Source organism: Pseudomonas sp. KH_040 (assembly GCF_057839305.1).
Genome location: NZ_CM174487.1, coordinates 526,957 through 542,291, shown reverse-complemented (window position 1 = coordinate 542,291; position 15,335 = coordinate 526,957). Strand labels below are relative to the sequence as shown.

10 protein-coding genes are annotated in these 15,335 nt (G+C 60.7%); 2 read left to right on the top strand and 8 right to left on the bottom strand.

The window, feature by feature from the left end:
• Window positions 1-63: 63 nt before the first annotated feature.
• From AC3IUF_RS02380 to glnE, 8 genes are all read right to left on the bottom strand, one after another.
• Complete coding sequence (locus tag AC3IUF_RS02380; protein WP_095113471.1) at window positions 64-1,515, bottom strand: lipopolysaccharide kinase InaA family protein; 1,452 nt, start codon at window positions 1,513-1,515, stop codon at window positions 64-66.
• Complete coding sequence (locus tag AC3IUF_RS02375; protein ID WP_007915690.1) at window positions 1,515-2,267, bottom strand: lipopolysaccharide kinase InaA family protein; 753 nt, start codon at window positions 2,265-2,267, stop codon at window positions 1,515-1,517. Before AC3IUF_RS02375 ends, AC3IUF_RS02380 begins: the two co-directional genes overlap by 1 nt.
• A complete protein-coding gene (locus AC3IUF_RS02370; protein ID WP_007915688.1) occupies window positions 2,264-2,998 on the bottom strand; it encodes a lipopolysaccharide kinase InaA family protein in 735 nt (244 codons plus the stop codon). Before AC3IUF_RS02370 ends, AC3IUF_RS02375 begins: the two co-directional genes overlap by 4 nt.
• Window positions 2,998-3,804, bottom strand: a complete 807-nt coding sequence (rfaP, locus tag AC3IUF_RS02365) for a lipopolysaccharide core heptose(I) kinase RfaP (RefSeq protein WP_095113470.1) — start codon at window positions 3,802-3,804, stop codon at window positions 2,998-3,000. The genes AC3IUF_RS02370 and rfaP overlap by 1 nt, the downstream gene beginning before the upstream one ends.
• Window positions 3,804-4,925: a glycosyltransferase family 4 protein gene (locus AC3IUF_RS02360; protein WP_007915686.1), complete on the bottom strand. Its 1,122-nt coding sequence runs from the start codon at window positions 4,923-4,925 to the stop codon at window positions 3,804-3,806. Before AC3IUF_RS02360 ends, rfaP begins: the two co-directional genes overlap by 1 nt.
• Entirely contained in the window at window positions 4,925-5,986 is a 1,062-nt protein-coding gene (gene waaC, locus AC3IUF_RS02355; RefSeq protein ID WP_489280259.1) for a lipopolysaccharide heptosyltransferase I, read from the bottom strand. Before waaC ends, AC3IUF_RS02360 begins: the two co-directional genes overlap by 1 nt.
• Before the next feature lies 1 nt (window position 5,987).
• A complete protein-coding gene (gene waaF / locus AC3IUF_RS02350; RefSeq protein WP_042704930.1) occupies window positions 5,988-7,022 on the bottom strand; it encodes a lipopolysaccharide heptosyltransferase II in 1,035 nt (344 codons plus the stop codon).
• 310 nt (window positions 7,023-7,332) lie between these two features.
• The gene (gene glnE / locus AC3IUF_RS02345) at window positions 7,333-10,272 is read right to left on the bottom strand and encodes a bifunctional [glutamate--ammonia ligase]-adenylyl-L-tyrosine phosphorylase/[glutamate--ammonia-ligase] adenylyltransferase (protein WP_489280257.1); all 2,940 of its coding nucleotides are present in this window, start codon (window positions 10,270-10,272) and stop codon (window positions 7,333-7,335) included.
• Between the two features lie 384 nt (window positions 10,273-10,656).
• Here glnE and aceE point away from each other — a divergent pair, with 384 nt between their 5' ends.
• Together aceE and aceF are read left to right on the top strand one after the other, a co-directional pair.
• Entirely contained in the window at window positions 10,657-13,302 is a 2,646-nt protein-coding gene (aceE, locus tag AC3IUF_RS02340; protein WP_008081364.1) for a pyruvate dehydrogenase (acetyl-transferring), homodimeric type, read from the top strand.
• 11 nt (window positions 13,303-13,313) lie between these two features.
• Window positions 13,314-15,269, top strand: a complete 1,956-nt coding sequence (gene aceF, locus AC3IUF_RS02335) for a dihydrolipoyllysine-residue acetyltransferase (protein WP_489280256.1) — start codon at window positions 13,314-13,316, stop codon at window positions 15,267-15,269.
• Window positions 15,270-15,335 lie beyond the last annotated feature (66 nt).

Genomic DNA, 15,335 nt, shown 5'->3' with positions numbered 1-15,335 from the left:
GATTCTGGAGATGCTGTAGGACAAGTCGCTGAATCCTGTCCTCTACTGCTGTACTGGTTTGACTCAGACCGTGTTGGCGATTTTTTTCGGTAAACGCTGATCTATGACCTGATACAACGCACTGCTCTCGGGCCAATTACGCATGAATCGCGCACGGTCACGTATATAAGCCGGGGCGAAACTGCCGGCGGATCCGTGCTGGCACATCGAATCCAGATCGATCAGCGCCCAGCGATCGTGCTGCCAGAACAGATTATGCCCTTTGAAATCGCCATGGCTGATGCGCTCGTCAATCAGTCGAGCGAACAACAGGTCAAGTGCCTGCAACTCCGCCTCAGGCGCTTCGCCACTTTCAACATAGGGCGCAAAGCGTTCGATGATGTCCGGCCCGGGCAGGAACTCGGTTACCAGATACGCACGACTGCGCAGCCACAAAAAGCGCTTCTCCAGTACCGCCAGCGGCTTTGGCGTCGCGATGCCGAGGAACGCCAGTCGATTACCTTCGCGCCACGAATGCCAGGCCCGACTCGGCCGCCAGAAACGCTTGAGCCAATGCGCAAAGCCCTTGATGTTGTAGCGCTTGATCACCAGCGTGCGCGCGCCCGCCTGAACCTTGCCGACGCTCGCCGCACCACCGGTCTTGTACAGATGCCCCTGATCCAGCAGCGCATCGGCCTGATCCAGCACTGGAACCATGGCCGACTCTTCTTCGCGGCGGATCGCGCGCAGACCGAACGCTCCACGCCGCACACTGAACAGCGTGCACTCGCGACCGACCTTGATCAGAAAGTCTTTCAAACGCCAGCGACGCACTTTGTCGATCTGCTTCTGCAAGGCTTCCAGCGGCAATGCGTGCTCGCTGTTGCTCAACAGGTAATACACCAGCAGCTCTTCGGTGAACGGCTCCAGCGCCTTGGGCAACTGAGCGAAAAATACGCCGAGGTTCTCCAGGACTTTTTGTCGCGACAACGGCTGACCGGCGGTTTCTGCGCAAATGCCCGCACCGTCAATCAAGTACAACTGACCGCCGTGACGCAGCAGATTGTCCAGGTGCAGGTCCTCCTGCCAGAGACCTTTGCCGTGCAATTGGGCAATGGCGCCCAGCGCCTCGGCCAATACCGCCGACTGTTCATCAGCGAGCAACGGCAGCGACTCGACCTTGGTCCAGGCATCGCCAAGGCTTTCGGCGCCCTCAAGGAAATCGAACAGCAGCCAGCCACCTTCGTCACTTTTCAAACCATCGGCCAGCAGCAAGGGTGTCGTCATGCCTTGCGCGGCTAACAAGCGCACCCCTTCCAGTTCACGCTGAAAATGCCGGGCGGCTTTGCCACCGACCAGCAATTTGGCCAGCACCGGACGGCCACGCCAGACACCGGCGCCGACGTAGCGTTGCCCTGGCAGCACCCGCAGCAAACTCAGCAGTTGCAGATCCGCACTCCCGGCCGCATCGGCCAAGGTCACGGTCAGCGGCAGTGACGGGGTTCGCCCGACAGCGGCCAGCTCGGACAATTGCATCAGCGCGTCTCCTTGTGACTGCGGCGCGCGGTCAGCCGGACGAGCCAGCTGTCGAGCAGCGAGCTGTCAGTGGGCTGATCGAGATAAGCCGCCAGCAGTTCACGCAGTTGTGCCTCGTTCCATTCCGGCGCGCGGCGTTGCAACGGCTCCAGGTCCTTGATCCGGTCACGCACGCCGAACAACAAGGGACGGGTTTTTTCCAGGTCGATCAATTGCGCCTGATACCCGTCACCGGTGGCGCGCAGAAAAATATGCTTGGGATAAAAGCAGCCGTGCACCTGACGCACACCGTGCAGATGTCGCGCCAGCAATCCGCAGGCCTTGAGAATGGCCGACTGCTGCGCGGCACTGAGCTGCGCCCAACGCTGCAACAGCGACTCCAGATCATTCCAGCCATCGAGTGCCCGGGTCAGCAGGATCGCGCGAACCTCGCCGTCGACCTTGCGCTCACCGAAAAACGCCGCTTGCAGCGCCGGAATACCGAGCTTGCGATAGCGGCTGATATTGCGAAACTCGCGGGCAAAACTGGGCTCACCGAAAGGCGCGTGCAAGGTGCGCGTCAGATAATTGCTCTGGCGCTTGAGGTAATAACCCTGCCCTTCCACGTCCAGGCGGAAGACGCTGCTCCAGCCGCCACGGGCGGTATTGGGTTCGTCCACAGCTTCAAGCTGTTTGGCCCACAGTGCGTCAAAAGTGCCGAGACCATGGCGCTCGAGCAGTGCACGGTCTTCAGCGGCAAGAAAATCAGTCATTCGCGTCCCTCGAAAAATCTCACCACGTGCCGAATCCGTTTCTTGTCGGCGCTATCAAGCCGATCGCACTGGCGGTATTGCTTATAGAAGCGCAGGCGTTGGGTATTGGACAGGTGGTATTTGGCGAGTTTATCGAGACAGGCCAGATCCTTGGTGATCCGATACTTGAGCCAGAAGCCGCGCCAGAACTCGCCGTTAGGGCAATCGATCAGAAATATGCGGGCCTGCTCATCGATCAACAGGTTGCGCCATTTCAAATCGTTATGGGTAAATCGGTGATCATGCATCGTCCGGGTATAGCCGGCCAGTTGCCGACTGACGCCATCGACCCAGGCGCGATCCTTGAGTTTCGGATCCTTGCGCTCGGCGAGCGCCGAAAGGTCTTCGGTGTTGGGCAATTCGCGCGTGATCATGGCGCCGCGATCATACGCCGCGCCACGTCGCTCCAGGCCCCAGGCCACCACCTCTGCAGTGGGAATGCCCCACTTGGCGAAGCGTTTGAGGTTCTGCCATTCCATCTTCACTCGCGGCTTGCCGAGGTAGCGGCGCAAGCCTTTACCGGCGCCGACGTAGCGTTTGACGTAATAGTTGACGCCGTTGCGCTGCACGCGGATCACTTCCGACAGCGGGTCGCGGGTCAGGCGCTCGCCCTGCAACGCAAAGACGGCTTCGAGGCTGCCAAAATCATCGGCGAGCTCGCTGTATTGCGACTCGAGAGTCCAACCCGCCATCAGAGCGCATCCCCGTAACGCTGCTTACGTGCATAGAGCTTGTTGGCTTTGCCTTCGAGCCAGTTCAGCAGCGGCGCTTCTTGCGCCAGGATCTGGCGCAGCGGTTGCTGGAAATAGCCCTTGAGGAAGCGCAGCTTGTCGCGGCGGGTCAGGCCGATGTCCAGCGCGGAAAAGTACAGCGCGGCCAGATCTTTGTTGCGCCAGCGCTGGGTGATTTTCGCGCGGGTCTGGGCACGGTGCAGGTCGATCACCGACAGTTTGAAGTCGTCCGGCGTCACCGGTTTATCGGTGTGCAACAGGAAGTGGCAGATGTAGCAGTCGCGATGGTTGACGCCGGCGCGGTGCATCATGCCGGTCATGCGCGCGACTTCGGCGATCAGCGCGCGCTTGAGCGTTGGCTCCGGCGGCTGCTTGATCCAGTCGATGCTGAAGTCTTCCAGGCTGACGGTCGGCGCCAGTTCTTCGGTGACGATAAACGAGTGCTGATCCGCCGGGTTGCTGCCCTTCTCGCCGTACGCGACGGCGGTCATGGTCGGCACGCCGACTTCCTGCAGACGCTGGATGGCCTTCCATTCCTGACCCGCGCCGAGTACCGGCAGCTTGGCGGTCAGCAGGTTTTTGAAGATTTCACCCCAGCCGATGCCACGGTGGATCTTGACGAAAAATCCGTTACCGTCGACTTCCGTGCGCAGTGTCCGGCGTGCTTCCAGCTCGCGGTATACCTCGCCCTGCAAGCCTTCGACTTCGGCGAACGGGTCGCGTCCGGCCCAAAGGCTTTTGAACGGTTCAGCCAGCATCAACTTCATTAAGCGTGCTCCGCCAGAATCACATCGGCCGCGTGCTGCGGCATGCTGTAGAGGTCGGCCGTCTCGGCATAAGCCAGACCATTGCGGCTCCAGGCCGCCCGTGCAGCGTCATCTTTCAACATGTCAGTCAGGTATTGCGTCAGCTGCGCCTGATCGAACGGCTCGTCCAGCACTCGCCCGGCATCGGCCTCGGCAATGTAATGGGCGTAACCGCAGACCGCGCTGACCAGCACCGGCAAGCCGGCGACCAGCGCTTCGAGCAACACGGTACCGGTGTTTTCGTTGTACGCCGGGTGAATCAACAGGTCGGCGCCGAGCAGGAAGCGCGGGATATCGCTGCGCCCTTTAAGGAACGTCACGTTATCGCCCAGACCCAAAGTTGCACTCTGCATCTGGAACAATTTGGGGTCATCCTGGCCGATTACAAACAGCCGGGTGCGTTTCTTCAGTTCGGCAGGCAATGCAGCCAGTGCTTTCAGGCTGCGATCGACACCTTTGGTCTTGAACCCGGAGCCGATCTGCACCAGCAGCAGTTCGTCGTCCCTGAGATTGAATTCAGCGCGGAACCCGGCGCGAATCTCATCGGCATCCGCCGGGCGGCGACGATCCTGGGCAATGCCCGGCGGCAACAGGTGGAAACGCTCAAGCGGCGTGTCGTAATGCTTGATGAACAGCGGTTGCTGCACTTCGGAAATCATCAGCACTTCGGTCTTTGCGTCTTTGGCGAATACCGCGCGCTCGTATTCGGCAAAGTGGCGATAACGGCCCCAGCGGCGATACAGCGAATGGCGCAGGTTCTGCGCCTTGTCTTCGAAGCAGCCATCGGCGGCGTAATAGACGTCCAGACCCGGCATCTTGTTGAAACCGATCAGACGATCGACCGGGCGCTTGGCCAGATCCGCCTCCATCCATGCGCTGAGCTTTTCGTTGCGACGGTGATTGAAGAACGCCTTGACCGGCGCCACCAGCACTTCGAAACCGGGCGGCACGTCGCCTTCCCAGATCAGCGTGTAGACGCGGATCTTATGACCGCGCTTCTGGCATTCGAGGGCGATGCGCATGAAGTCGCGCTGCAAGCCACCGAACGGGAAATATTTGTACAGGACGAATGCCAATTGCATCAGCGCAGCTCCTCAGCCATTAACAACGTGCTCAGTCGGCTGGCGACACGCTCGGGGTTCAAACGCGTGAAGCACAGCGGCTGTTCACGCTTCAGGTCAAACTGACGGGCATCCTGCGCGGTCGGTTGATAGGTACATTTCTTTTGCAGGCACGGCGCGCACGGGAAGTCGCTGGCCAGGTGAATCTGCAATTTGCCGTAAGCGCCGGTCAGGCCCGGATTGGTCGGGCCGAACAGCGAAATGGTCGGCACATCCAGCGCCGCGGCCAAGTGGCCGAGACCGGTGTCCACCGCCACGCAAGCCTGCGCGCCGGCAAGGACTTTGCCGACGCCGGCCAGATTGAGTTTCGGCAGCACTTCAGCGTGTTTGAAACCGGCAGCGATGCGTTCGGCGCGAGCCTTTTCCTGCGGGCTACCCCACGGCAGTTTGACGCCGACGCCGAGGTAACCGACGCGCTCAGTCAGTTCACGCCAATAACTTTCCGGCCAGTGCTTGGTGTCCCAAGTGGTGCCATGCAGGAACACCACGAAGGCGTTTTTTCGCGGCAACTCGACCAGACGTTCGACGTTGAGGCCGTAGTCGCCGAGGCCTTTTGGCAGGTCGTAACCGAGGGCGATGGCGAACAACTGCCGCACCCGCTCGACGGCGTGCTGACCACGGGCGACGGCCAATTTGCGATCATAGAAACGCGAGGCCATCGGTTCACGGGCCGAACCTTTATCGAGTCCGGCTACCGGGGCTTTGACGTAACGGGTCAGCCAGGCGCTTTTCAGCAAGCCTTGGGCGTCGATCACCAAGTCGTATTTGTTGGCGCGCACCCTTTGCTTGAAGCGTTTCCACTCGCCGCTGGTAATGGTTTTCCAGATGTTTTTGCGCCAGCGGCGGATCGCCACCGGAATCACTTTGTCGACGGCCGGGTGCCAGGTGGGAATCTCGGCGAAGCCTTCTTCAACGACCCAATCGAATTTGATCCCGGGGATCGCCCTGGCGGCGTCAGTCAGCGCCGGCAACGCATGAATCACGTCGCCCAGCGATGAAGTCTTGATCAGCAGTACCCGCAACTTAATGAACCTCGACCACTGAGCCCTGCAATTTCTGCAAGGCATCGTTGACCGCGTCCGGCATCAGCTGGCGCAGGCAGTTGTAATGACCGAAGCGGCAGGTGCGGTCGAAGCACGGGCTGCAATCGAGGCCCAGACGCACCACTTCGACGTGTTCGGCCAGCGGCGGGGTAAAGCCCGGCGAAGTCGAGCCGTAGACCGCCACCAATGGGCGGTTCAGCGCAGCGGCAACGTGCATCAGGCCGGAATCGTTGGAGACCACCGCATCGGCGCAGGACAGCAGGTCGATGGCTTCGGCGAGCGAGGTTCCGCCACTGAGGTTGACTGATTCTTCACGCAGGCCCGGGATCAAGCGTGCGCGGATATCTTCACCGACGGCGTGATCGTTTTTCGAACCGAACAGCCACACCTGCCAGCCTTCGCGAATGCGCGCTTCGGCGACTTTGGCGTAATGCTCGGACGGCCAGCGCTTGGACTCGCCGAACTCGGCACCGGGGCACAGCGCCAACACCGGGCGATCAAGGGTCAGGCCAAACTTGGCCAGCGCCGCTTCACGGGTCACCGGATCGATTTGCAGACTTGGGCGCGGATACGGCTTCGGCAGCTCGGCGTTCGGCTCATAGGCCAACGCCATGAACCGCTCGATCATCAGCGGATAGCGTGCTTTATCGAGGGTGCGTACGTCGTTAAGCAGGCCGTAACGGAACTCGCCGCGCCAGCCCGTGCGTTTCGGGATGCCGGCGAAAAACGGCACTAGCGCCGATTTCAGCGAGTTGGGCAGCAGGATCGCCTGATCGTACTGGCCACGCAGGGACTTGCCGATGCGCCGACGCGTCGCCAATTCCAGCGCGCCGTGGCCGAGCGGGAAGCTCAAGGCCTTGCGCACTTCAGGCATGCGCTCAAGGATCGGCCGGCTCCACTCGGGGGCCAGCACGTCGATTTCGCATTGCGGGTGGCGCTGCTTGAGACACTGAAACAGTGTCTGCGCCATCACCATGTCACCGACCCAACTGGGCCCAACGATCAGAATATTCATGTGGTTTCCATAAACGAACCGGGGAGGCATTTACGCCTCCCCGCCTCGAGAATCACTGAGGGAGCGGCACTGCTTGCGATGGGTCATTACCTTCAACATGACTGTCGACTGTCACTCCGCTATCGCGAGCAGGCTCGCTCCCACATGGTTTTGCCTCTGTTCACACATCTGCGACTCACCGCAGATTCATTGTAGGAGCGAGCCTGCTCGCGATGGGGTCGTTACATTCAACATTGTTGTCGTCTGATACTCCGCTATCGCGAGCAGGCTCACTCCCACAGGGTTTTGCATTCATTCTTACATCTGCGTTTCAGCTTAGCCCCATCTCTTTCCATATCCGCAAAACCTGCCGCCGTTCTTCGACAAACTGGTCTCCGGCAATCACCCCCGGGTCCTTCTGCAAGGCCTGCCGGTGGGCGGCGGAGCGGTAGGCTTTATAGGCCTCGCGCAACAGGCTGGCATCTTCGGCAGGCATCAGCCCTTCGTGTTCCAGCTCTTCCAGAATGCGGATGTTATCGGTCCAGCGCAGCAGTGGCGGGTGGCTGTGCGACCACGCCAGGGCCGCGTATTGCACCATAAATTCAATATCGACGATACCACCGGCGTCCTGCTTGAGGTCGAACGGCGCCGTGGCGTCGAAGGCATTTGCTGCGGTACCGGCTGCGGTGCTCTTGGTGCCAAGGTTATCGCGCATCTTCGCGCGCATCTCGCTGACTTCCTGTTGCAGCTTGGCCAGATCACGCGCCTTGCCCAGCACCTGGGCGCGAACTTTCTCGAACGCCTGACCGACATCCTGACTACCGACCAACACCCGCGCCCGCACCAGGGCCTGATGTTCCCAGGTCCAGGCTTCATTTTCCTGATAGCGGGCAAACGCACCCAACGAACTGACCAACAGCCCCGAAGCACCGGATGGGCGCAGACGCATGTCCACTTCGTAGAGCTGACCGGAGTTGGTCTGCGCCGTCAGCAAGTGAATGATCCGCTGCCCCAGGCGCGTGAAAAACTGCGCGCCATCAATCGACTTCGGCCCGTCGGTTTCCGCCTGTGGATCGCCGTCGTGGATAAACACCAGGTCCAGGTCCGAACCATGGCCCAATTCCAGACCGCCGACTTTGCCGTAACCGACAATGATGAAACCTGGATCGCACAACGTGCCGTCGGTGCGCAGCGGCGTGCCGTACTTGGCCACCGTCTGGCGCCAGGCCAGGGCCAGCACTTGCTCGAGAATCGCCTCGGCCAGCCAGGTCAGGTAATCGCTGACTTTCATCAGCGGCAGGCTGCCGGCAATTTCCGAGGCGGCGACGCGCAAGCGGTGCGCCAGTTTGAAATGGCGCAGGGCCTCCATTTGTTGTTCGAGGTCATCTTCGGGAATCCGCGTCAACCGCTCGCGCAACTCGGCGGCCAGTTCCGGCGCCAAGGGCGGCTTGAACAAACGACCTTCGTTAAGCAATTCATCCAGCAGCAGCGGGAAGCGGGTGATCTGCTCGGCGATCCACGGGCTCGCTGCACACAGCGTCAGTAAGCGTCGCAGGGCGCTGGGGTTTTCCGTCAGCAAGACCAGATAAGCCGAACGCCGGGCAACTGCTTCCACCAGCGGCAGCACGCGTTCAAGCACCAGATCCGGATTGGCATGCTCGACGGCCTGCGCCAACAGACGCGGAATAAAGGCGTCGAGACGCTCACGCCCCAACCGCTGCATCGCCCGCAGTTGCGGACTGCTGCGCAATCCGGCCAGCGCCTTCAGAGCTTTGCTGGCATCGGCAAAACCGCCCTCCTCCAACTGCCGGCACGCGGCCTCTTCGTCCTGCGCCTCTTCCCACAGCGGCAGCCATTCACCACCGACTACCACTTCACTTTCGGCGCCTTCCTCCTCGTCGGGATCGGCGATCACCTGGGCGAAGTGCCAGGCGACGCGGCCACGCCAAAACATCAGTTTCTCGTGAAAAGCATCCCAATCGGCGAAACCGAGCATGAAGGCAATGCGCGCCTGATCCTGCGCGCCATCCGGTAGCATCTGGGTCTGGCGGTCGGCGATCGCTTGAATGGCGTGTTCGGTGTACCGGAGAAATTCGTAGCCTTCGCGCAACTCGCTGATCACTGCCGGCGGCAAATAACCCTGCCCTTCCAGCGTACTCAGCACCTTTAATAGAGGACGCTGTTGCAGGCTCAGGTCGCGGCCACCGTGGATCAACTGAAAAGCCTGAGCGATGAACTCGACCTCGCGGATGCCACCGGAACCGAGCTTGATGTTGTCGGCCATGCCCTTGCGCCGCACTTCCTGCTGGATCAACTGCTTCATGGTGCGCAGCGCTTCGATCGCCGAAAAATCGAGGTAACGTCGATAAACGAACGGTCGCAACATGTCGAGCAACTGCGCGCCCGCGACCTGATCGCCGGCCACCACCCGCGCCTTGATCATCGCGTAGCGTTCCCAGTCGCGGCCCTGATCCTGGTAATACTGCTCCAGCGCATTGAAGCTCAGCACCAGCGCGCCGGACGAGCCGTACGGGCGCAGGCGCATGTCGACACGGAATACAAAACCGTCGACGGTCATCGGGTCCAGCGCCTTGATCAAGCGCTGGCCGAGACGAATAAAGAATTCCTGATTATCCAGCGAGCGCTTCACGCCCACCGTTTCGCCGCCCTCGGGGTAGGCGAAGATCAGATCGATATCTGAAGACAGGTTCAGCTCGACGGCGCCGAGCTTGCCCATGCCGAGAATGACCATTGGCTGCGGCTCACCGCTGCGGCGGCCGGTCGGCGTGCCGAACTGTTCGCAATGGCGGCTGTACAACCACTGATAAGCCTGGTCGATGGTCGCGTCGGCCATATCCGAGAGATCGCGGCAGGTCTGCACCAGATCGGCCTGACGGGTGAGATCGCGCCAGATGATCCGCACTTGATGGCGAGCGCGCTGGCGGCGCAAGGCGCGGCCGAGTTCATCTTCGGTTTGCGCGGCGTTCACTGCCGCAGCAATCTGCGCACACAATTCACCCGGCGCGAAGGCCCGGTCGAGTTCGCCGGACTGCACCAGCGCGAGCAACATCAAAGGGTCACGAACGCTCTGTTCAATGACAAACTCGCTGGCGGCGGTGACGCGGGCGAACTGCGCCCAGCGCTCTGGCGTCCAGTTCGCCAGGCCGTGATCGTCTTCCAGCGCGGCGACGGCCGTACGGAACGACTGCTCGGATCGAGTGACCAACGGCAGGAGAATGGCAGGCAGTTCGGCAAGCACGGGCAGGGTCATGGTCTATCCTTGATCGGCGTATAAATGGCCGCTTGTAGTGATTGGTGAAAAGCCGCTACCCGGAGGACTGTCGAACAAAAGTTAGAAATAGCTGAAATTTCTTTCTCTTTGGCAGCGAACATCAAAGTTTCACCTTTTTCGGATGGCAAAAGACCAACCTTAACGATTATTCTCACAACGCAGCCGGAGGCCACAAGCCATTCTTCTGTAGTTTTACTACTCGTCTATACATTCGAAAGGCTGAAATGCCGGAAGATTTGTAGTAAAACTACACGCCGCCGGAACAACCTATCGGCAATCCAAGAATTTTAAATCGTCTGCCCACAAGGCCAGTCGCAAACTCAGGCAACCGATTCTGGAAGCCTTTCCGCCCTGGAGCAAGCCATGCAAGACCTCGATCCCGTCGAAACCCAGGAATGGCTGGACGCCCTGGAATCGGTTCTCGACAAAGAAGGCGAAGACCGTGCTCACTATCTGATGACCCGTATGGGCGAACTCGCGACCCGCAGCGGCTCGCAGCTCCCTTACGCCATCACCACGCCTTACCGCAACACCATCCCGGTAACCCACGAAGCACGCATGCCTGGCGACCTGTTCATGGAACGCCGCATTCGCTCGCTGGTGCGCTGGAACGCGATGGCCATGGTAATGCGTACGAACCTGAAAGATTCTGACCTGGGTGGTCACATCTCCAGCTTCGCTTCCAGTGCGACCCTGTATGACATCGGCTTCAACTACTTCTTCCAGGCCCCGACCGACGAACACGGCGGCGACCTGATCTACTTCCAGGGCCACACCTCGCCAGGCGTTTACGCCCGCGCATTCATGGAAGGCCGCATCACCGAAGACCAGATGAACAACTTCCGCCAGGAAGTCGACGGTCAGGGCCTGTCGTCCTACCCGCACCCTTGGCTGATGCCTGACTTCTGGCAGTTCCCGACCGTATCCATGGGTCTGGGTCCGATTCAAGCGATCTACCAGGCACGCTTCATGAAGTACCTGGAACACCGCGGTTTCATCCAGCCGGGCAAACAGAAAGTCTGGTGCTTCCTGGGCGACGGCGAGTGCGACGAACCGGAATCCCTGGGCGCGATCTCCCTGGCCGGCCGCGAAAAGCTGGACAACCTGATCTTCGTCATCAACTGCAACCTGCAGCGCCTCGACGGCCCGGTTCGCGGCAACGGCAAGATTATCCAGGAACTCGAAGGCGTATTCCGCGGTGCTCAGTGGAACGTGACCAAAGTCATCTGGGGCCGTTTCTGGGACCCACTGCTGGCCAAAGACGTCGACGGCATCCTGCAACGTCGCATGGACGAAGTCATCGACGGCGAGTACCAGAACTACAAAGCCAAAGACGGCGCGTTCGTGCGTGAACACTTCTTCAACACGCCAGAACTCAAGGCGATGGTTGCTGATCTGTCCGACGACGAGATCTGGAAACTCAACCGTGGCGGCCACGACCCGTACAAGGTCTATGCGGCGTACCACGAAGCGGTCAACCACAAAGAACAACCAACCGTCATCCTCGCCAAGACCATCAAAGGTTATGGCACCGGTGCCGGCGAAGCGAAAAACACTGCGCACAACACCAAGAAAGTCGACGTCGACAGCCTGAAGTTGTTCCGCGATCGTTTCGACATCCCGGTCAAGGACGAAGAGCTGGAGAACCTGCCGTTCTTCAAGCCAGAGCCAAACAGCGCCGAAGCCCGCTACCTCAGCGAGCGCCGCACTGCACTGGGCGGTTTCGTGCCTCAGCGCCGCGCACAAAGCTTCAGCGTGCCGACGCCGGACCTCGACACCCTCAAGGCCATCCTTGACGGCTCCGGCGACCGTGAAATTTCCACCACCATGGCTTTCGTGCGGATCCTCGCGCAACTGGTCAAGGACAAGGAAATCGGCCCGCGCATCGTTCCGATCATCCCGGACGAAGCCCGTACTTTCGGTATGGAAGGCATGTTCCGTCAGCTCGGCATCTACTCGTCCGTCGGCCAGCTCTACGAGCCAGTCGATAAAGACCAGGTGATGTTCTACAAGGAAGACCAGAAAGGTCAGATCCTTGAAGAAGGCATCAACGAAGCGGGCGCCATGAGTTCCTTCATCGCTGCCGGTACTTCGTACTCCAGCCACAACCAGCCAATGCTGCCGTTCTACATCTTCTACTCGATGTTCGGCTTCCAGCGTATTGGCGACCTGGCCTGGGCCGCTGGCGACAGCCGTACCCGTGGCTTCCTGATCGGCGGCACCGCCGGTCGTACCACCCTGAACGGTGAAGGTCTGCAACACGAAGACGGTCACAGCCACCTGTTGGCCGCGACCATCCCGAACTGCCGCACCTACGATCCAACCTACGGCTACGAGCTGGCGGTGATCATTCAGGACGGCATGAAGAAGATGACCGAAGAGCAACAGGACATCTTCTACTACATCACCGTGATGAACGAGTCGTACCAGCAGCCAGCCATGCCGGCCGGTGCCGAAGAAGGCATCAAGAAAGGCATGTACCTGCTCGAAGAAGACACCCGCGATGCGGCGCACCACGTCCAGCTGATGGGCTCCGGCACCATCCTGCGTGAAGTCCGTGAAGCGGCGAAGATTCTGCGTGAAGAGTTCAACGTTGGCGCTGACGTGTGGAGCGTTACCAGCTTCAACGAACTGCGTCGCGACGGCCTCGCTGTAGAGCGCAGCAACCGTCTGAAGCCTGGCCAGAAGCCTAAGCTGAGCTACGTCGAAGAGTGCCTGAACGGCCGTAAAGGTCCGGTCATCGCCTCTACCGACTACATGAAGCTGTTCGCTGAGCAGATCCGTCAGTGGGTACCGTCCAAGGAATTCAAAGTCCTCGGCACCGACGGTTTCGGCCGCAGCGACAGCCGCAAAAAACTGCGTCATTTCTTCGAAGTTGACCGTCATTTCGTGGTGTTGGCAGCCCTGGAAGCACTGGCTGACCGTGGTGATATCGAACCTAAGGTTGTGGCTGAAGCCATCACCAAGTTCGGCATCGACCCGGAAAAACGCAACCCACTGGACTGCTGAGGAGACATTTTGTGAGCGAACTCATTCGCGTACCTGACATCGGCAGCGGTGAAGGTGAAGTAATTGAACTGTTTGTGAAGGTCGGCGACCGTATCGAAGCCGACCAGAGCATCCTGACCCTGGAATCGGACAAGGCCAGCATGGAAGTGCCGGCCCCGAAAGCCGGCGTCATCAAGAGCCTGAAAGTGAAGCTGGGCGACCGTCTGAAAGAAGGCGACGAACTGCTGGAGCTGGAAGTCGAGGGCGCCGCTGAAGCGGCCCCTGCTCCTGCTGCTGCGCCGGCTGCAAAAACTGAAGCCAAACCGGCTGCCGCTCCTGCAGCTGCCGCGCCAGCTGCTGCCGCTTCGGTTCAGCAAGTGCACGTGCCGGACATCGGCTCGTCGGGCAAGGCGCAGATCATCGAGATCCAGGTCAAGGTCGGCGATAAAGTCGAAGCTGATCAATCTTTGATCACCCTGGAATCCGACAAGGCGAGCATGGAAATCCCGTCGCCTGCCGCTGGCGTGGTTAAAGCCATCAGCGTCAAGCTCAACGACGAAGTCGGCACTGGCGACCTGATTCTGGATCTGGAAGTGGCGGGCGCTGCGGCCCCTGCGGCTGCCGCTCCGGCTCAGGCCGCTGCCCCGGCCGCTGCCGCCGCGCCTGCTCCGGCAGCCGCGCCAGCAGCACCGGTTGCCGACAGCGTTCAGGACATCCACGTTCCGGACATCGGTTCGGCCGGCAAAGCCAAGATCATCGAAGTGTTGGTCAAGGCTGGCGATACCGTTGAAGCCGATCAGTCGCTGATCACCCTGGAATCCGACAAGGCAAGCATGGAAATCCCATCGCCTGCCGCTGGCGTGGTGGAAAGCGTTTCCATCAAGCTGGATGACGAAGTCGGTACCGGCGACCTGATCCTCAAGCTGAAAGTCAAAGGAGCAGCGCCTGCTGCTGCCCCGGCTCCAGCTGCCGCCGCTGCTGCTCCGAGCGCTCCGGCACCTGCCGCTGCTGCTCCGGCTGCCGCTGCACCTGCTACCGCTCCAGCCGCCGCACCGGCCAAGCCGGGCGCGAAAGTTCACGCCGGCCCAGCCGTGCGTCAACTGGCCCGTGAGTTCGGCGTCGAGCTGAACGCTGTCGGCGCCAGCGGCCCGCACGGTCGTATCTTGAAAGAAGACGTGCAGGTTTACGTCAAAGCGATGATGCAGAAGGCCAAGGAAGCACGGGCCGCTGCTGCTGGCGCAACCGGTGGCGCGGGCATCCCGCCGATTCCGGTCGTCGACTTCAGCCGTTTCGGCGAAATCGAAGAAGTGCCGATGACTCGCCTGATGCAGATCGGCGCGTCGAGCCTGCACCGCAGCTGGTTGAACATCCCGCACGTGACTCAGTTCGATTCGGCTGATATCACCGAGCTGGAAGCGTTCCGCGTCGCGCAGAAAGCCGTTGCAGAGAAGGCCGGCGTCAAGCTGACCATCCTGCCGCTGCTGCTCAAGTCGTGCGCGCACATGCTCAAGGAGCTGCCGGACTTCAACAGTTCGCTGGCGCCAAGCGGCAAGGCGATCATCCGCAAGAAATACGTGAACATCGGCTTCGCCGTCGACACCCCGGATGGCCTGCTGGTACCGGTCATCAAGAACGTCGACCAGAAGAGCCTGTTGCAACTGGCAGCCGAAGCCGCTGCGCTGGCCGCCAAAGCCCGCGACAAGAAGCTCACCGCTGACGACATGCAGGGCGCTTGCTTCACCATTTCCAGCCTCGGCCACATTGGCGGCACCGGCTTCACGCCGATCGTCAACGCGCCGGAAGTGGCGATTCTCGGTGTTTCCAAGGCAACCATCCAGCCAGTCTGGGACGGCAAAGCCTTCCAGCCGAAACTGATGCTGCCGCTGTCGCTGTCCTACGATCACCGTGTGATCAACGGCGCCGCTGCCGCACGCTTCACCCAGCGTCTGGGCAGCCTGCTGGCCGACATCCGCACGATCCTGCTGTAACTCGGTCGGCCCTCCAGCAACGGAGGGCCGATTGCTGCACCCTTTCGAGCGCCACACGCTCGTACC